Origin of the sequence: Paenibacillus solisilvae, assembly GCF_042656405.1 — a bacterium.
In the GTDB taxonomy this organism is placed as follows: Bacteria; Bacillota; Bacilli; order Paenibacillales; family Paenibacillaceae; genus Paenibacillus_Z; species Paenibacillus_Z solisilvae.
This window is the reverse complement of the sequence record NZ_JBHSOW010000028.1, coordinates 116,031-134,323: the sequence shown is the minus strand read 5'-3', so window position 1 is coordinate 134,323 and position 18,293 is coordinate 116,031. Positions and strand designations below refer to the sequence as shown.

At 44.0% G+C, this 18,293-nt stretch carries 17 protein-coding genes and 1 pseudogene; 17 read left to right on the top strand and 1 reads right to left on the bottom strand.

Going from position 1 to position 18,293, the window contains the following annotated elements:
* Positions 1-23: 23 nt before the first annotated feature.
* The 12 genes from ffh to ACFPYJ_RS07770 all read left to right on the top strand — a co-directional run bounded on the left by ffh (position 24) and on the right by ACFPYJ_RS07770 (position 9,121).
* Positions 24-1,397 carry a signal recognition particle protein gene (gene ffh / locus ACFPYJ_RS07825; protein WP_379187528.1) on the top strand — a complete coding sequence of 458 codons (1,374 nt, stop codon included), beginning with the start codon at positions 24-26 and terminating at the stop codon, positions 1,395-1,397.
* A gap of 72 nt (positions 1,398-1,469) precedes the next feature.
* The gene (gene rpsP / locus ACFPYJ_RS07820) at positions 1,470-1,742 is read left to right on the top strand and encodes a 30S ribosomal protein S16 (RefSeq protein ID WP_379187527.1); all 273 of its coding nucleotides are present in this window, start codon (positions 1,470-1,472) and stop codon (positions 1,740-1,742) included.
* A 29-nt stretch (positions 1,743-1,771) separates the two neighbouring features.
* The gene (locus tag ACFPYJ_RS07815) at positions 1,772-2,002 is read left to right on the top strand and encodes a KH domain-containing protein (protein WP_379187526.1); all 231 of its coding nucleotides are present in this window, start codon (positions 1,772-1,774) and stop codon (positions 2,000-2,002) included.
* 81 nt (positions 2,003-2,083) lie between these two features.
* Positions 2,084-2,602 carry a ribosome maturation factor RimM gene (rimM, locus tag ACFPYJ_RS07810; protein WP_379187525.1) on the top strand — a complete coding sequence of 173 codons (519 nt, stop codon included), beginning with the start codon at positions 2,084-2,086 and terminating at the stop codon, positions 2,600-2,602.
* Between the two features lie 2 nt (positions 2,603-2,604).
* The gene (trmD, locus tag ACFPYJ_RS07805) at positions 2,605-3,357 is read left to right on the top strand and encodes a tRNA (guanosine(37)-N1)-methyltransferase TrmD (RefSeq protein ID WP_379187524.1); all 753 of its coding nucleotides are present in this window, start codon (positions 2,605-2,607) and stop codon (positions 3,355-3,357) included.
* 148 nt (positions 3,358-3,505) lie between these two features.
* Complete coding sequence (gene rplS, locus ACFPYJ_RS07800; RefSeq protein WP_379187523.1) at positions 3,506-3,847, top strand: 50S ribosomal protein L19; 342 nt, start codon at positions 3,506-3,508, stop codon at positions 3,845-3,847.
* 87 nt (positions 3,848-3,934) lie between these two features.
* Positions 3,935-4,627, top strand: coding sequence for a signal peptidase I (gene lepB / locus ACFPYJ_RS07795; protein ID WP_379187522.1), 693 nt, complete (start codon positions 3,935-3,937; stop codon positions 4,625-4,627).
* 10 nt (positions 4,628-4,637) lie between these two features.
* Positions 4,638-5,510 (top strand): ribosome biogenesis GTPase YlqF, encoded by an 873-nt coding sequence (gene ylqF / locus ACFPYJ_RS07790; protein ID WP_379187520.1) that lies wholly within the window; start codon positions 4,638-4,640, stop codon positions 5,508-5,510.
* Between the two features lie 284 nt (positions 5,511-5,794).
* Positions 5,795-6,406 (top strand): ribonuclease HII, encoded by a 612-nt coding sequence (locus ACFPYJ_RS07785; protein WP_379187519.1) that lies wholly within the window; start codon positions 5,795-5,797, stop codon positions 6,404-6,406.
* Positions 6,407-6,579: 173 nt separating this feature from the next.
* Positions 6,580-8,442 carry a flagellar hook-length control protein FliK gene (gene fliK, locus ACFPYJ_RS07780; RefSeq protein ID WP_379187518.1) on the top strand — a complete coding sequence of 621 codons (1,863 nt, stop codon included), beginning with the start codon at positions 6,580-6,582 and terminating at the stop codon, positions 8,440-8,442.
* Positions 8,439-8,756, top strand: a complete 318-nt coding sequence (locus tag ACFPYJ_RS07775) for an EscU/YscU/HrcU family type III secretion system export apparatus switch protein (protein ID WP_379187517.1) — start codon at positions 8,439-8,441, stop codon at positions 8,754-8,756. The genes fliK and ACFPYJ_RS07775 overlap by 4 nt, the downstream gene beginning before the upstream one ends.
* Positions 8,753-9,121: a YraN family protein gene (locus ACFPYJ_RS07770; protein ID WP_379187516.1), complete on the top strand. Its 369-nt coding sequence runs from the start codon at positions 8,753-8,755 to the stop codon at positions 9,119-9,121. The genes ACFPYJ_RS07775 and ACFPYJ_RS07770 overlap by 4 nt, the downstream gene beginning before the upstream one ends.
* A gap of 93 nt (positions 9,122-9,214) precedes the next feature.
* Here the strand turns inward: ACFPYJ_RS07770 and ACFPYJ_RS07765 are convergent.
* Positions 9,215-10,107: pseudogene (locus ACFPYJ_RS07765) on the bottom strand (YifB family Mg chelatase-like AAA ATPase); the annotation flags it as partial.
* 175 nt (positions 10,108-10,282) lie between these two features.
* On the opposite strand from ACFPYJ_RS07765, the gene ACFPYJ_RS07760 reads away from it, so the two are divergent.
* The 5 genes from ACFPYJ_RS07760 (at position 10,283) to ACFPYJ_RS07740 (ending at position 18,022) form a co-directional block, all read left to right on the top strand.
* Positions 10,283-10,840, top strand: coding sequence for a hypothetical protein (locus ACFPYJ_RS07760; protein WP_379187515.1), 558 nt, complete (start codon positions 10,283-10,285; stop codon positions 10,838-10,840).
* A gap of 1,042 nt (positions 10,841-11,882) precedes the next feature.
* On the top strand, positions 11,883-12,587 hold the full coding sequence (locus ACFPYJ_RS07755) for an endonuclease/exonuclease/phosphatase family protein (RefSeq protein WP_379187514.1): 705 nt from the start codon (positions 11,883-11,885) through the stop codon (positions 12,585-12,587).
* Between the two features lie 133 nt (positions 12,588-12,720).
* Positions 12,721-15,081 carry an EcoAI/FtnUII family type I restriction enzme subunit R gene (hsdR, locus tag ACFPYJ_RS07750; RefSeq protein ID WP_379187513.1) on the top strand — a complete coding sequence of 787 codons (2,361 nt, stop codon included), beginning with the start codon at positions 12,721-12,723 and terminating at the stop codon, positions 15,079-15,081.
* Positions 15,082-15,106: 25 nt separating this feature from the next.
* Positions 15,107-16,534, top strand: coding sequence for a class I SAM-dependent DNA methyltransferase (locus tag ACFPYJ_RS07745; protein WP_379187512.1), 1,428 nt, complete (start codon positions 15,107-15,109; stop codon positions 16,532-16,534).
* A gap of 3 nt (positions 16,535-16,537) precedes the next feature.
* Positions 16,538-18,022 carry a restriction endonuclease subunit S gene (locus tag ACFPYJ_RS07740; RefSeq protein ID WP_379187511.1) on the top strand — a complete coding sequence of 495 codons (1,485 nt, stop codon included), beginning with the start codon at positions 16,538-16,540 and terminating at the stop codon, positions 18,020-18,022.
* The last annotated feature ends 271 nt before the right edge of the window (positions 18,023-18,293 follow it).

The window sequence follows — 18,293 nt, the reverse complement described above, 5'->3', positions numbered from 1 at the left end:
ACAAACCTTTTGAGGTGATTGTCATGGCGTTTGAAGGATTATCCAGCAGGCTGCAGAATGTGTTCGGTAAACTGCGCGGCAAAGGAAAAGTGTCGGAGGATGATGTCAACGAAGCGATGCGTGAAGTGCGTTTGGCGCTGCTTGAGGCCGACGTAAACTTCAAAGTCGTGAAGGATTTCATCGCAAAGGTGAAAGAACGGGCGATCGGACAGGAATTGGCGAAGAGCTTTACGCCTGGTATGGTCATCATTGATATCGTCAACAAAGAATTGACCGAGCTTATGGGCGGTACGAACACAAAGCTTGCTAAAGCTAACAAGCCGCCGACCGTTATCTTGATGGCGGGTTTACAGGGGGCAGGGAAAACAACCTCCTCTGCCAAGCTTGCGAAGCTCCTGCTTAAAGAAAAGCATAAGCCGCTGCTCATTGCGGGCGATATCTACCGCCCCGCTGCGATTAAACAGCTTCAAGTGCTGGGTGAACAAATCGGCGTACCTGTCTTCACAATGGGTGATCAAACATCGCCTGTTGATATAGCCCGGGCGGGATTGCAGCAGGCCAAAGATAACGGTCATGACTATGTGATCATAGATACAGCCGGTCGTCTGCATATTGATGAAGCCCTTATGAATGAGCTTAAACAAATTCATGAGACGACAAAGCCGGATGAGGTTCTCCTAATTGTTGATGCAATGACGGGACAAGAAGCGGTTAATGTGGCGCAGAGCTTCCATAGTCAGCTTGAATTGACAGGCGTTATCCTAACGAAGCTTGATGGGGATACCCGCGGCGGTGCCGCACTCTCTGTCAAAGCCGTAACTGGCTGCCCGATTAAATTCGCTGCAACCGGCGAGAAGATCGAGCCGCTGGAGCCGTTCCATCCAGAGCGTATGGCTTCACGTATTCTCGGAATGGGCGATATGCTTTCTTTGATCGAGAAAGCACAGTCGAGCATCGATGCGGAAAAGGCTGCCGAAATGGAACGCAAAATGCGCACCGCTGAATTCACGTTTGAAGATTTCTTGGAACAGATGGAGCAGGTACGGAAGCTGGGTCCGCTTGATCAGCTGATGGACATGATGCCAGGCATGGGCAAGATGAAGGACATGAAGAATCTTAAGGTTGATGAGAAGCAGATTGGCCGTGTCGAAGCGATTGTTAAGTCCATGACCAAGGAAGAGAAACGCAAGCCTGAAATTTTGAATCACAGCAGACGTAAACGGATTGCGACAGGCAGCGGAACATCAGTAACTGAAGTTAACCGTCTGATCAAGCAGTTTGACGATATGAAGAAGATGATGAAGCAGTTCTCCTCGATGATGGGTCCCAAGGGTCCTAAAGGCGGCATGAAAGGCCTGAAGGGCTTAATGGGCAAAGGGATGAAGTTCCCTTTCTAAGGAACTGCAGTTCTACAGCTCAAGCTTTACGCTTACGAAGAACCCGTAAAACTTTTAAAGGAGGTGATTTTCTTGGCAGTACGTATTCGTTTGAAACGTATCGGTGCGCACAAAGCGCCTTTCTACCGTGTAGTAGTTTCTGATTCCCGTTCCCCACGTGACGGTCGATTCATCGAAGAAATCGGTACTTACAACCCGGTTGCACAACCGGCTCTAGTATCTATCGATGAAGAGAAGGCGCTTAAGTGGCTTCAAAACGGAGCTCAAGCTTCTGACACAGTTCGCAACTTGCTTTCCAAAGCAGGCGTGATGACTAAGCTTCACGAGCTTAAACTTCAGAAATAACTTGCTCTTTTACGGGGGGCCTTAAGATAATGAAAGAATTGATTCTTGTCATAGCTAAGGCATTAGTTGATTTCCCGGAAGACGTGCGCGTCGACGTGAAAGAAGACGATCGCGGCACCGTCTTTATGCTATCGGTTCACCCCGACGACGTCGGTAAAGTAATCGGTAAGCAGGGACGGATTGCTAAAGCGCTGCGGACGGTTGTCACTTCGGCTGCCGTCAAATCGCACAAACGCGTCATGGTCGACATTATTTCGTAGCGATCGTACATCGAAGCAGGGTTAGGATAAATGTCCTAGCCCTTTTTCGATGGAACAAACGAAAGAGGTAGGTAGAAAAAGATGGAAGAACAATGGTTATCCGTAGGGAAAGTGGTCAATACTCATGGCATACGCGGTGATTTAAAGGTCATTTCACAAACAGACTTTATCGAAGAAAGGTTCGCTGTCGGCAGTGAGCTTATCCTGCTCAGTCCTGATCATAGTCAACAGCTTAAGGTGACCGTTCAATCCTCGAGACTTCATAAGGAATTGATTATCGTGAAGCTGAAGGGCTACGATAATATTAATGATGTGGAGAAATACAAAGGCTGGTCACTTAAAGTGACAAAGGACAACCTTGTTGAGCTTGAGGAAGGCGAATATTATCACCATCAAATTATCGGCTGCCGTGTTGTAACGGAAGAGGGCGAAGAGCTTGGCGTTATCTCTGAAATTCTGGTACCGGGCGCTAATGATGTGTGGGTCGTTGACCAGCCTAAAGGCAAGCAGGTGCTGATTCCTGTTATTGACGAAGTGCTCCTGAATGTGGATGTTGCAAACAAACTGGTAACGGTCCGCCTCATGGAAGGGCTGATTTAAAGATGCGGATAGATGTTTTGACGCTGTTTCCGGAAATGTTTGATGGGGTATTTGGCGCAAGCATTCTGGGTAAAGCGCGTGATAAAGGAATTGTCGGCTTGAATGCCGTTAACTTTCGTAATTATGCGAACAATAAGCATAATACCGTTGATGATTATCCATACGGCGGCGGGGGCGGGATGGTATTGAAGCCGGAACCGTTGTTTGCTGCGGTAGAGGATTTGGCTCCAGATGGCGCAAAGGCTCCTCGCGTTATTCTGATGTGTCCCCAAGGCGAGACCTTCACGCAGAGCAAAGCAGAAGAGCTCTCTAAAGAGGAGCATCTGGTTTTCGTTTGCGGCCACTATGAAGGCTATGATGAGCGGATACGTGAACATCTGGTTACAGATGAGATCTCGATTGGCGATTATGTTCTGACTGGCGGAGAGCTTCCTGCCATGACAGTAATCGATAGTGTCGTTCGTTTGCTGCCCGGTGTTCTTGGCAATGAGAATTCAGCAGTTACGGATTCGTTTAGTACAGGTTTGCTTGAATATCCGCATTATACCCGTCCAGCGGTATTTCGCGGCTGGGAGGTTCCTGATGTGCTCTTATCGGGCCATCATGCGAATGTAGAAGCTTGGCGGCGTGAGCAATCGCTGCTGCGCACACTTCAGCGCCGTCCCGAGCTCCTGGAGCAAGTTGAGCTAACGAAGAAGGAACGGGCGTGGTTGAACAATTTGACAGCTGCTGAGCCGGAACCGAAAAAACGGTAGATTCTGTTGTTGTATTGTGGGCTTGGATGTGGTAAAATTTCTGGTGTTGCTTTTGTAAAGTCGGGCGGTCCGCTATTAAGCGATGAGGCGGTTCAGATGGGAACCGTGTAGCTATAAGAACGCCTATGGTGGAAGGAGTGAAACTACAATGAATCTTTTACAAATCATTTCGAATGAACAACTTCGTACTGACCTTCCAAGATTTCGCGCAGGCGATACGCTGAAGGTACATGTAAAAGTTATCGAGGGAACTCGTGAGCGTGTTCAGCTATTCGAAGGCGTTGTTATTAAGCGTCAAGGCGGCGGCATCAGCGAAACTTTTACGGTTCGTAAAATCTCGTATGGTGTTGGCGTGGAAAGAACTTTCCCTGTTAACTCACCAAAAATCGAGAAGATCGAAGTAACTCGCCGTGGTAAAGTTCGCCGCGCGAAACTGTACTATCTTCGCAATCTTCGCGGTAAAGCTGCGAGAATCAAAGAAATTCGTTAATGTACGACAAGGAGGGGGGCTTGCGCAAACAAGTCCCTTTCGTTATTTTTACATAGCCTGATTTTGTGATAGAAGAGGGTGTAATTAATGGATCAACAGCATCGTGAGGATGAGAAAAATCTTGAAAGCGTGGATTCATCCCAAACGGATCATATACAAACAGCAACTCATCCAGGTGCTGAAAGGACTGTCCCGCCGAAGGGCGGAAAAGCACAAAAGGAAGTTTTTGAATGGGTGAAGGCACTGGCAATTGCTGCGCTGCTTGTGCTCGTCATTCGTTATTTTCTGTTTGCACCGTTTATTGTAGACGGGCCTTCTATGCAGCCAACTTTCTACACAGGTGAGCGCCTGATCGTGAACAAAATCATTTATGAGGTCCGTAAGCCAAAACACGGTGAAGTGGTGGTGTTCCACGTGCCGGAAGAAGGCCGGGATTTCATCAAGCGTGTCATTGGCGTGCCGGGTGATAAAGTGAAGCTTGAAGGCGATAATCTGTATATCAATGGCAAGAAGGTCGATGAGCCTTACTTGAAGCAGTCGATTGCCAATGCCAAAGCAGAAGGCCATATCTTTAATAATGATGGGCCGACAGCGAATTTTCCGAATGAAAACTTCACAACAGATATTGTACCGGAAGGTTATATTTTAGCGTTTGGGGATAATCGTCCCGAAAGCAAAGATAGCCGTATTATCGGATATGTTCCAATGAGTCATATTGTCGGACGGGCAGATGTTATTTTCTGGCCGATCAAAAAGGTTGAGTTTGTGAAACACGGATAGAGGTGACAGCATGACAATTCAATGGTTTCCCGGTCATATGACAAGGGCGCGGAGACAAATTCAAGACAAGCTCAAGCTGATCGATATCGCAATTGAGCTGCTTGATGCACGTATTCCTATTTCCAGCCGCAATCCAATGATCGAGGAAATTCTTGGCGGCAAACCACGCCTCATCTTGCTTAATAAATCGGATTTGGCTGATTCACGGACTACAGAGAGATGGATGGCTTATTTTGCCGAGCAGGGACATACAAGTATCGCGATTGATTCCTCAACAGGTACAAAGGTCAATGAAATCTCGGTTAAAGTAAAAGAGCTTCTTCACGAGAAGATTTCGAAGCAGATCTCCAAAGGAATCAAACCGCGTGCATCTCGCGGATTAATCGTTGGCATTCCCAATGTAGGCAAGTCAACACTGATTAACCGACTGGCAGGTAAGCATATTGCCGCGACCGGTGACCGTCCGGGAGTAACGAAGGGTCAACAGTGGATTAAAGTAGGTACGGAGATGGAGCTGCTTGATACACCTGGGATATTGTGGCCCAAGTTCGAAGATCAGCTGGTAGGTTTCCGGCTTGCAATGACGGGTGCCATTAAGGAACAGATTTTGAATGTGGAGGATGTTGCATTCTTTGCAATCAAAGAGCTGGCCAAGCGGTATTGGCCTGCGATCTCCGAACGATTCGGTGTAACGGATCCGCCAAAGGATATCGATGATGGGGAAGAAATCATACGAGTCATGGAGGATATCGGTCGGAAACGGGGCTGTCTTATCAGCGGGGGCCGGGTGGATTTAGAGAAAGCGTCCGGAATTATTTTACGTGAGCTCCGCGCTGGAAATCTCGGACGGATCACGCTCGAAACGCCAGATGATATCGTATAAATAGGACAGCTTCCTTCTTTTTTGAGGAGGCTGTTTTTATTAAGCGGCAGATACCTTATTGACAAATGGACGGGTTGATAGCGATGATTATGAGAAGCCATTTATTTGTGAGAATAAGGAATTAATGGGGAACGAATAGAGACGGAACAAATTGAGAAAGCAGTAAATCGGTTTTAATGGGAAGGAACGAGCTGCGGCTGGGAGTCTGAAAAGCGCGTCTTTGACATTAGGAAACCTTGTGGGGCATGGGAGCTCCAGGGCGTTTTGGGGAAGCGGGGATAAATATGCTGGAATTTGAGAAATCGGTCTGGGAGCAGGGCTATTGCAGCATAGCAGGGATCGACGAAGTCGGTCGCGGCTGTTTGTTCGGCGATGTCGTTGCTGCTGCGGTGATTTTGCCGGAAGGGCTAATTCTTGAAGGTGTGGACGATTCGAAGAAGCTGTCCGAGAAGCGCCGGGAGCAGCTCTATGAAATCATCACAACGGAAGCCATTGACTGGTCGGTATCACGAGTGGATGCGGGTATAGTGGATTCGATTAATATTAAGCAAGCGGCAAGACTTGCAATGAAGCAGTGCGTGGAGATGCTGCTCGTGCAGCCGGATTACCTGCTTGTTGACGCGGAAAAGGTTGATTGTGATTTGCCGCAGCTGGCGATTATTAAAGGCGATGCGCGAAGTCAATCCATAGCTGCAGCTTCTATTGTGGCGAAAGTAACTCGTGATCGCTTATGCTTGGGGGAGTGGGAAGCCCTCTATCCGGCATATGGGATTGCCATACATAAAGGATATGCAACGAAACTTCATCGAGAGAAGCTGCTTGAATATGGACCGAGCCCTATGCACAGGCAAACTTTCCTGGGAAAGCTTTTTGCCGAGCAGCAGGTATTGTTTTGATAATCGCTCAGAACGGTTGAGGTGTAAGCATTCTGCTTCGCTCGGCGTTCTGAGCGATTTTTCTATATTAGCGTTAATCGTCACAGGCGCATTGCCGATAATAAAGGTACAGGATTATTAGAACGAGCAGATAGCTGCACAGCAGTGAGTCAATGGGAAGGAAGCGGCGGCATTTGATGAATATGAATATCGGACAGCTGGTGAGGGGACTGCTGGGAGAAGTTCAAGCCGGGGACAGCAAAGCGCTGGAGCTGAAAGTCGGGCAGGTCGTGCGTGGTGTCATCATGCAGATGATGGATAACAATGAGGCCATGGTGCAAATCAATGGAACGCTGGTGCAGGCAAAGCTGGAGACAGCTCTGCAGCCAGGTCAATCCACCCTGCTGCAGGTCCAGCCGCAGTCTGCTAGCGGCACTCTCGTATTGAAAATGGTCGATCAGCATGCAGCGTCTTTTACAGAAGAGAGCGTGAAGGAGTGGGTGAAAACTCTGGCTCTTCCCGATCAAAAATGGGCGGCTGAGCTTGTGCGTGATCTGCGTCGTGACGGCGCAGTGCTGACTCGTGAAATAGCGAAGCAGTTCCAGCAAGCAGCTGCCGCCATGCCAAAAGGCGGCGATACGCAGCAGTGGATGCAGGCGGCTGCGCTGGCTTTTAAGCGCGGGCTGCCGATGACGGGGGCGACTGTAGGCGCATTGCAGCAGTCGCTCTCCGGTGCACCGGCGCATGCGCTGTTAGAAGCGCTGGAGCGGGGGCTTGCCGCGTGGAGCGGCGCTGCAGTGAGCGCAGAGGCGGCTGGCGGTGCGAAGCCGCAGACCAGCGCGGCGCAGGCGGCAGCAGCGAAGCTGCAGGCACTGCTGGCGCAGGGCGCGGCGCTTGCGGCGAAGCCGAGCGGAGCGATGGCGGAGCTTGGGGGTGCGAAGCCGCCAGCTTTGGGCTTACAGGCTGCTCCTGGTGAAGCTGAGATCCCCTTATTAAATGGAAGAGCACCAGTCTCAGAAAACACCGTGGTTGTTTCAACGTCGTCAGTCCGGCAAACGGGTCAACAAAGTATAAATCCTGTTTCTGTACTTGCAAGCATAACAAGCAATCAGCAGCAAGCGGAGCAGGCAGCTGAGCCGAGTCAAACAAGCACAACAAACGCTTATACACTGGAAAGCAGCTCCAGTTCCTCCGGCTGGGTAGGTAAGCTGATGAAATGGCTTGGTATCGATCATGAGCACCTATTAGCGCTGTCGACTGTAGCGGATGGGATTCAAAATAGCAGCAGATCTTCTGAGCAGACTGAAGATGGCTTGCAAACCGGGCAGCAGGCTAACTTGAATACAAAGGCAAGTGCCACAGAACAGGCTGCCACTGTACCGCATAATGATCGTAACTCATCCTTTGTACCTATGGAACGTGCTGTTCAGCTTTTGCAAGCTGGAATGACGCTCCCTACTTTAGCTCAAGATGATTCTGTCAAAGCAGCAGCGGATACCTTTAAAAGTGCGCTTTTGACTCTTGCAGCCGGTGACGATGTTCCGCAATCACTTAGAGATACCGCTCAACAGCTCGTTCAGCATGTTACTGGCCAACAACTGCTGTTGACACCTGAAAGAACCGGTTCGCCTTTTACACATGTCACTATGTTTATCCCGATGCAAGGCCCGGATGGCAGTCAAACGGCCTCTGTTCATATCCAAACTGGGCGCGGCCGCAAAGGGGAGCTGGATGCGGATAATTGCAGACTGCTTTTTGATTTAAAGATGAAAACACTCGGCGATACGATTGTGGATGTTCAGGTCGTGGATAAGATTGTCAGTTTAAATCTCTGGAATGACCATCCAGTGATAACGGACTTATTGGAATCCTCTCGAGGTGAGATGGCGCAAGCCCTTCAAGGAGCTGGGTTTAAGCTTCTTACCCTGCGTTCTAAGCCAATGCCCAACCGTACGGTTCATTCGGATAGCGATGCAGATGCAAAGGGCTCTGTACCTGCAGCATCCGCACCGGAATGGTCTTCTAAACCTTATAGAGGGGTTGATATCCGCGCATGAGTGATACCAATCGCAGCGAAGAACAACAGACTTCCTCATCCCTGTCGCTGAAAAAAGCTGTAGCCCTTAAATATGAACCAGGTGATCATCAAGCGCCTATTGTTGTTGCAAAAGGCCGGGGTAAATTGGCGGAAGCAATTCTGGAGAAGGCTGCTAAAAACGGAGTACCCATTCAACAGGACTCTTCGCTCGTCGAAGTGCTTTCCAAATTGGATTTGGATCAGGAAGTGCCCCCAGAGCTGTATGCTCTCGTAGCCGAGATTTTATCCTTTGTTTATCGATCGGATAAACGTGCCGGAGGTTGGGAAGAGTGACAAATAGGAGAAGGGCTGCGGGATTACAAGGAGAAGATGCGGCAGTGGAACAATTGCTCTCAAAGGGCTATTCAATCCTTCACCGGAATTGGCGATGTCGTTCCGGAGAGCTGGACATCGTCGCCAAGCAAGGTTCCATGATTGTAATCATTGAAGTGAGGGCACGAACAACTGGAGGTCGTTTCGGAACAGCAGCTGAATCGGTAGATGCACGTAAGCAGCATCAAGTTCGAACAACGTCTGAGGTTTTTCTGCAAATGAACAAGCTGCATGGTAATCACGTACGCTTTGATGTTATAACAGTAATGATTAATCGGATAAATTCAGAAATAGACGAGATCAATCATATTGAGGCTGCCTTTTAAATTTACTCTGTAAAGTCAAACACACCCCGAAGATGGAGTGTGTTTGTTTGTGCAGTTTACTTTCAACGGTTCAACAATCGCTTCTAAGTAAATCTATAATGCATCCAGCTTACGATCCATGCTCCGATAACCGATTGCCTCAGCAATATGCTGGCTATCTACATGATTTGAGTCATCAAGATCCGCAATGGTACGTGCGAGTTTCAGTATCCGATCATGTGCTCGTAAACTGACACCAAGCACGTCAAAAGCCATGCGGAGCATTTGCTCGGCTTCTGGCGTCAGCGATCAGCCCTTCTAAGCGAGACGCCGGCCAGCTCAGATAAAGGTCGATCTCCTGGGCGGATACGAGCTGATTGACGTTCATAAGCTGACAGCACCAGCGCTCGCATTTGTGCTGAAGTCATCCCGACGCTTAGACCGTCCGTTGAAAGTGGACGGGGTACTTCAATGTGCATATCAATCCGATCCAGCAGCGGGCCAGAGATTTTGCCACGGTATCTGGCTATTTGCAAGCTGCTGCATTGACAGCGTTGTTCTTCCGTCTCATGTCCGTAATATCCGCACGGGCATGGGTTCATCGATGCCGCCAATAGGAAATGAGCCGGGAAACGAAACACAGCGCGGGACCTTGCGATCGTTACATCACGGTCCTCAAGGGGTTGACGCAGCACCTCAAGGGCTGTGCGTGTAAATTCAGGAAGTTCGTCAAGAAAGAGGACGCCACGATGGGCCAGCGTTACCTCGCCTGGCCTTGGTATGGAGCCCCCTCCGATTAATCCGGCAGCAGAGATCGTATGATGAGGGCTGCGAAAAGGCCGTTCTCTCATCAAAGACGGAGCGCTTCCTGGAAGCTTTCCTGCGGCGCTGTAAATCTTCGTAACCTGCAGCGCTTCTTGTTCGTCAAGAGGAGGCATAATTCCGGGCAGCCGCCTTACGAGCATTGTTTTCCCGGTACCCGGTGGTCCAGAAAGAAGGACATTGTGTTACATTGTCATGCATAATTAGTTAATAAGGGGGGTCAAATTAATTACGATATCTCCCGAATAAATATGTATGACATAGCAGATCATTAAAGAAGTCAGCAGATTCCTTCCCCGTGAAGAATATTCTTACAGATAATAAGGTTATAAGACCCAACGCAGAGGAGAGAAGATCATCATGATGGGTACAAATTTACTTGTGCAAGAGAGTAAATTAAAGGATCGAGTTGGATTTTCATCCGGATATTGTGACGTTCAATCAGCGTCTTTTGTTGATTCACCTGTGGAATTTGAATACAAGGCGACGAAAAACCCTAAATTCCGCGATCGTTGTGGTTGCGATGATTTTGGAACTTGTAATTCTGAATGGCATGGGAAATCTTATATTTCTATTGCATACGGTGGAAAGTATGACATGGTGATCCATTTAAATCATTATGGATTGGAATATTATGGAACCGAGAGTGATGCATGGGAGAAATTCATCCATGCTCCTAATACGTATCATTTATGGACTTCACCTAAAGGGAACGGAGGAGCAGGATTTTTCTATTCTGGCAATAATGACACTCCCGGTGAGCATACTGGTGCGCTAGGAGTAGAAATATTTGAAAAAGAATCTGACCAGCAATTATGGTGGGGCTTGTGGTATTTTAGTGAAGGATTCGGTAATGATTGGGGACAAGAATGGCTACGTTGCGGTCATGATTATGATTTTTGGTTTAAGGATAAATAAAATTCGAGCTAACGTTGGAAATGTTATAAAAAGCGAAGTACCTATTCCCGGCGATATGTGAAAATAGTGGCGGCGCTCTATTCTCTCTGATTCTATCAAAGAAATTGGTTTAATCGGTCTTTAACAAATTCAATTGTCAAAGTGTTGTTTTCCGCTTTACGCTCGCATACATCCTGAATATAGCCGCTTTTTGGTACTACGTGCTCATATTGTAATCCTCGAAATTCTCTATTCTGAATCCTTTCTAATGCTCTAGGAGTAATGAAATCGGTAGAGATGATCCGTTCCTTCTTAGGCATCCCTCTAGTAGCCAAATGAATATGGATGAATGTAATATATTGTAAACATATAAAATACGAGCGGAAAATGCGAAGCACGCATAGATTTGGGCTAAGTCCCTTATTATGCGTGTTTTTTATTTTCTCAAAAAGGGGATGTTTTCATTGAGAAAAATAACAGTTATTCAAACGGATTTACAATTTCAAAATTATATAAATAGCAACGCAGAAGTTGAAGTTTGGTTTGCCGGTGAATTGGAATGTATTACTAAGATAACAGATTTTAATAATGATACAGTAACAGTTATCGATGGCAGCTACATACGTAGTAATTGTGTATTTAAATTAAGGAATTATCTACAACTGATATAATGACATGAAGAAAGGTGCTCATGCCGTACTTATACATTTCGTGTTACAATTAATGTAAATACTTCGGTTGCGTGAAAAGGGGAATGTAAGTGTCGGCAATTAATTCAGGTCAAATCCAAATTGGATTCCTGTGTTTCTTATAGAAAATTATCTTCCAGAAAGAGAATTTAAGCACCTACAGGAGTGCTTTAGTTACCTTAGAGGGCATGAGCTATTTAATGGATATAGTAACAAATTCATATACAATGTAATTAATTCTGGTATTGATGATGATAAGAAGCAATATGGATTTACTTTCAGGACAACGGTTGAAGCAAAGGCAAAACGAGCAGATCGTAAAACAAGATGATTAAATGCTTTTCAAGTGAACTTAATGGGAAAGAGTGATTTCGTTGAGGATTGTATCTTGGAATTGTCGAATGGCCTTTCGAAATAAGTATAAGAAGATGTACAGGTACAATCCCGACATTATGGTAATTCCAGAATGTGAAGACCTTTCAAAAAAGAAGCATGAAGTTTTTTACAACGACTTTAAATGGGTTGGGTTAGATGGTAAAAAAGGGCTAGGAATTTTCTCGCTTAATGAAAAATACAATTTAAAAATTCATGAGAATTATACTGAAGAGTTTCAGTATATAGTTCCTGTAGTCGTATCTGATGATGATGAGTCGTTTTTATTATTTGCCGTTTGGACAAAAGGCAACAAAAGCATGAGAAAAGAAGAGACTTATATTGGCCAATTATATCTCGCCCTTTTAAGATATGAACACCTACTTAACGAGAAATGTATCATTGCAGGTGATTTCAATAGTAATGCGATATGGGATGATTTAAGAAGGAATAATCATTCAACCGTTGTAGAATTACTGATGAAGAAAAACATTTCAAGTGTATATCATAAAATGTCTGGAGAAGAGACTGGAAAAGAAACAGTTTATACGTATCTCCACAATAGTCCCAAGAAACCATATCATATCGATTATATATTTGCATCGGAGAGTTTAATCAGCAAGTCAAATCATTTTAATATTGAAAGTATGGCATTACTATCAGAGTTAAACAGCGACCATGTACCGTTAATATTTGAATTTAAGTAAGCGAAGTATGTTGAATTTATGTCAGTTACATAGTGAAATATTTGGGCAATTAATTGCTGAAAAAAGGGGTTTCAAGTTTCGTTATTGAATATGACTAAAGAACTATTATTCGCAGGTTGAATGGAGGATTAAAATGAATAAAAAAGACCTCTCAGAACGTGACATATGCACCAAATATATTACGCCAGCTCTTGTCCAATCAGGATGGGATGTACAAAAACAAATTCGTGAAGAGTATACCTTTACAGATGGGCGTATTATCGTACGTAAGAAAATGGTCTCTCGTGGTGTGAAAAAACGTGCGGATTATGTCCTTTCCTATAAGGCTAACATACCTATTGCTATCATCGAAGCAAAGGACAATAAGCACAATATTGGTGCAGGGATGCAGCAGGCAATCAATTATGGTGACATAATGGATGTTCCATTTGTCTACTCTTCCAACGGTGATGGATTCTTGGAGCATGATCGAACAGTAACAACTGGAACAGTTGAGCGTGAACTAACTTTATCGCAGTTTCCTTCACCTGAAGAACTGTGGCAGCGATATAAGATAGCCAAAGACATCGACACTAAAACTGAGGAAACAATTGTAGAAGACTATTATTTTACTCAGGACTCGAAAAGTCCTCGTTATTATCAACGAATTGCTATCAACAGAACAGTTGAAGCGATTGCCAAGGGACAAGACAGAATCCTTCTTGTCATGGCAACTGGAACAGGTAAAACGTATACTGCATTTCAAATCATTTATCGTTTGTGGAAATCCAAAACAAAGAAGCGAATACTTTTCCTTGCTGACAGGAATATACTTGTTGACCAGACGATGACCAATGACTTTGCTCCATTTGGCGATAAAATGACGAAGATAAAGAATCGTAAAATAGACAAGGCGCATGAGGTGTATTTGGCTCTTTACCAAGGAATATCGGGTACTGAAGATTTTCAAAATGCCTACAAAGAATTTTCCAGAGACTTCTTCGACCTTATTATTATAGATGAGTGCCATCGTGGCAGCGCAAAAGAAGATTCTGCTTGGAGAGAGATTCTGGACTACTTTAATTTGGCTACCCATGTTGGTTTAACTGCAACACCTAAGGAGACGAAAACAGTATCGAATCTTAGTTATTTTGGTGATCCTCTTTATACATACTCATTAAAACAAGGTATCGATGATGGATTCCTTGCTCCATATAAAGTAGTCAGAGTATCGCTTGATAAAGATGTTGAAGGATTCCGACCAGTCAAGGGGCAGCGTGATAAGTATGGCAATCAGATTGAGGATCGAGAGTACAACATCATGGATTATGATAAGAATCTAATTCTGGAGAAGCGTACATATGCTGTTGCGAAAATGGTTTCAGATTTCTTGAAGGCTAACAAATCACGTATGGCAAAAACGATTTTCTTCTGTGTGGACATCGATCACGCCGAACGTATGCGGCAAGCACTAGTCAATGAGAATGCTGATTTAGTCGCTAAGAACTCCAAGTACGTAATGCGGATTACAGGTGATAACGAAGAAGGCAAAGCAGAGCTAGATAATTTCATCGATGCTAACGAACCTTATCCAGTTCTCGTGACGACCAGCAAGCTTATGACCACTGGTGTTGATGCGAAAACATGTCAATTTATCGTTTTGGATTCGAATATCAGCAGCATGATTGAGTTCAAGCAAATTATAGGTCGAGGTACAAGAATTCGAGAAGATTTTGGTAAGCTATACTTTACGATTATTGATTTCCGTAATGTTACTAAACTTTTTGCCGATCCAGATTTTGATGGTGATCCAGTTGTAATAATGACTCCAGGAGGCGGCGGTATTCCTCCTGAAGGTGATCCTGAGGGTGATCCTGAAGGTGGTGGAGAAGGTGGCGATCCTCCAGGGGGCGGTTTCGGTGATCCTCCCAATGGTGGTGGAGAAGGTGAGTCACCTTCCAAATATTACGTGCATAATGTTGAGGTCAAGGTGCTAAACCATCGCGTGTTTTATTACGACAAAGATGGTAAACTGATTACCGAATCTTTGCTCGATTACACAAAGAAAAACGTGAAAAATGAATATCATTCGCTCAATGATTTTTTAACTAAATGGAATGATGCTGAGAAGAAAGATGCGGTTTTAAAGGAACTGGAGGAGCAAGGCATACTACTTGATGAACTACAGGATGAAGTGGGGAAGGATTTAGACCCCTTTGACCTGATTTGCCATGTAGCGTTCGATCAGCCACCTCTCACACGCCGAGAACGAGCCGAGAATGTAAAGAAACGCAATTATTTTGCCAAATATAGCGATCAAGCAAGGCTCGTATTAGAAGCGTTATTGGAGAAGTATGCGGATGAGGGAATTGCGAATCTAGAGAGCATTGAGATATTAAAGATTCCTGAGTTCCAAACATTTGGTTCTCCAATTGAAATCGTTAAACGATTCGGTGGTAAAAACGGTTACCTGACTGCTATTAAAGAGTTAGAAAAAGTAATCTATTCAGCATAGAAGCATTCTGGGAGGATAAACAACAATGTCGGTTTCAGCAATAATAAAGACTGTTCAAGATACAATGCGTAAAGATGCAGGCGTCGATGGTGATGCTCAACGTATTTCTCAGTTAGTATGGATGGTGTTCCTAAAAGTATTTGATGCGAAAGAAGAAGAATGGGAATTAATACGTGATGATTATACACCAATTGTGGCAGATGGATTACGCTGGCGTGATTGGGCAGTCAATGATGAAGGAATGACAGGAGATGATCTTCTCGATTTCATCAACAATACATTGTTTAAACAATTAAAAGAAATGGAACTAGACGAATACAGCGATCCAAAAGCTTTTATTGTGAAAGCTGTATTTGAAGATTCCTACAACTATATGAAATCAGGCACTTTGATGCGTCAAGTGGTCAATAAACTGAACGAAGTTGATTTTACCACGCAGCAAGATCGCCATATGTTCAATGATATCTACGAGAATATTCTCAAGGATTTGCAGAACGCTGGTAATGCCGGTGAATTCTATACTCCAAGACCAGTTACACAATTTGTAGTCGATATGGTTAATCCGAAACTTGGAGAAAAAGTTCTTGACTTCGCTTGTGGTACTGGTGGTTATTTGACCAGTATAATCGAGCACTTTAAAAATACAAAACAAATCAAGAATATTGAAGCAAACCAAGTTTTACAGGAAACGATCATGGGCATTGAGAAGAAACCTCTGCCACATATGCTGGCGATGACAAATCTGATCCTTCATGATATTGATGCGCCCAAAATAAAGCATGACAACTCACTTTCGAAAAATGTACGCGAATATCGACCCATCGATCAAGTTGATGTGATCGTAACAAACCCACCGTTTGGTGGTATTGAAGAAGATGGAATTGAAATGAACTTTCCTGAAAAGTTCCGTACTAAAGAAACTGCTGACTTGTTCATGGTTCTATTGATGTATTTACTTAAAGATGGCGGTAGGGCTGGAATTGTATTGCCGGATGGCTTTTTGTTTGGCGAAGGTGTGAAGACAGCGATTAAAGAAAAGCTGCTGGAAGAGTTCAACTTACACACGATTGTCCGTCTACCTAACGGTGTGTTTGCTCCGTATACAGGGATTAATACGAACCTACTTTTCTTTGAAAAGGGTAAGCCGACTGAGGAGTTATGGTATTTCGAGCATCCGCTGCCAGAGGGGTACAAGAACTATACTAAAACAAAGCCGATGCGACTGGAAGAGTTTGAACTTGAGAAACAGTGGTGGAATGATCGGGTTGAAAATGAGTATGCATGGAAAGTCAGCGTAGACGATATTAAGCAACGGAACTACAATTTGGATTGGAAAAATCCATTGAAAGACAATGTTACTGAAGCATTCACTTCCGATGAACTGGTCGAAAGACTCCTCGAAGCAAACAATAAAACTAAAGAACTTTTACTTAAACTGAGGAGTTATGTATAAATTATGAGTATATATCGGTTTTATAAAAAGGCAGATACTTCCGTGGCAATAGCAAAGATAGTGTTTAATCATTTATTTTCAGTCAGCACTATTAAGAAGATAAGTGATATTGCTGGTTCTACAAGTGGAGGAACTCCTAGTCGTAGTATGAGCGAATATTACAATGGGGATATTCCATGGATTAAGTCAGGTGAATTGAATGATGGAATAATTACAAGTTGTGAAGAGTTTATTTCCGACTTAGGATTAAAAAATTCTTCAGCAAAGATATACCCAAAAGGATCATTGGTTTTGGCCTTATATGGTGCTACTGTAGGGAAAACAGGAATTATAGGTTTTGAAGCTGCGTCAAATCAAGCAGTTTGTGCTATTTTTCCAAATGGAGAGGTTGATAATGATTATTTATTTTGGTTTCTTCGACAAAAAAGGCAAGAATTTATTGCAAGCAGTTTTGGTGGAGCGCAACCAAATATAAGCCAGAAAGTAGTGAAAGATACGCTCCTACCTGTTCCTGATCTTGACATTCAAAAGCAAGTTGCATCTTTTTTGTATCAATGTGAAAAAGATGGAACAATTAATTCTGATTTTGTTCTTAAAGAAACTTTAGAAAATATTGATAAATATTATAATATAACGTTGTGTTGTGATGAACTAGAGAGTTCAATGGAATTAAAGGGAGAACTATTATCTAATTTACGTCAATCCATTCTGCAAGAAGCCGTTCAGGGTAAACTTGTTCCACAAGACCCGAACGATGAACCGGCAAGTGTATTGTTGGAGAAGATTAAGGCTGAGAAAGAACAATTGATTAATGATAAGAAGATTAAGAAGGAAAAACCATTACCTAAGATTGCAGAGGATAAGATTCTATACGAGCTGCCACAGGGATGGGAATGGGTAAGGTTTCAGGATATATTGCATGAAATTAAGTATGGAACATCGAAAAAATGTCAGTATGAAACGGGAAATACACCAGTTTTGCGCATACCAAATATAAAGAATGGGGGAATTGACTTTTCCGATTTAAAGTATACTGACCTTTCTGAATCTGAACGTGAAGAACTGGCATTAGAAGAAAACGATTTACTTATGATTCGTTCAAATGGGAGTTCTTCTCTTGTAGGGAGAATTGCTCGTATCTCATCTAATGCCTACGGATTCTCTTATGCAGGATATTTAGTTAGATTAAGATGTGCAAAATCTTTTATTAGTATTAATTATCTATTGCTGGCTTTTAACTCGAAGCTAATAAGAAATCAGATCGAGGTGCCAATTAGAACAACCTCAGGTGTGAAAAATATTAACACAAATGAAATTTCAAAATTAGTTTTTCCACTACCACCACTTGAAGAACAGAAACGCATCGTTGAAAAAGTCTTTCAGTACATGGCAGTGTGCAATGAACTTGAAAAAACAGTGGAACAATCTAAACAGGACAGCGAAATGCTAATGCAATTCGTATTACAAGAAGCATTTCAATCTGCTTAACTGGGACGATCTCTAATAAGACACTCCGTGTTGGGGGATAACCGAATATGGGCGCATAAAAAGGGACAAAGGAGGATAATAACTCCAAAGTCCTTTTCTTTGTTTTTTAGATGTACCCTTTAGGGAATGCGTTGTGATGAACCAGTTCGCCCAGTTTGGCGTTAGCTTTCAGGAGCGGTAGATTGTCCTTGAGGAAGTTGACAAAGTATATAGCCGATTTTCGGATGTTCTCTCTTTTCAGGTAATTATTTATGATATTATGGTAGAATAT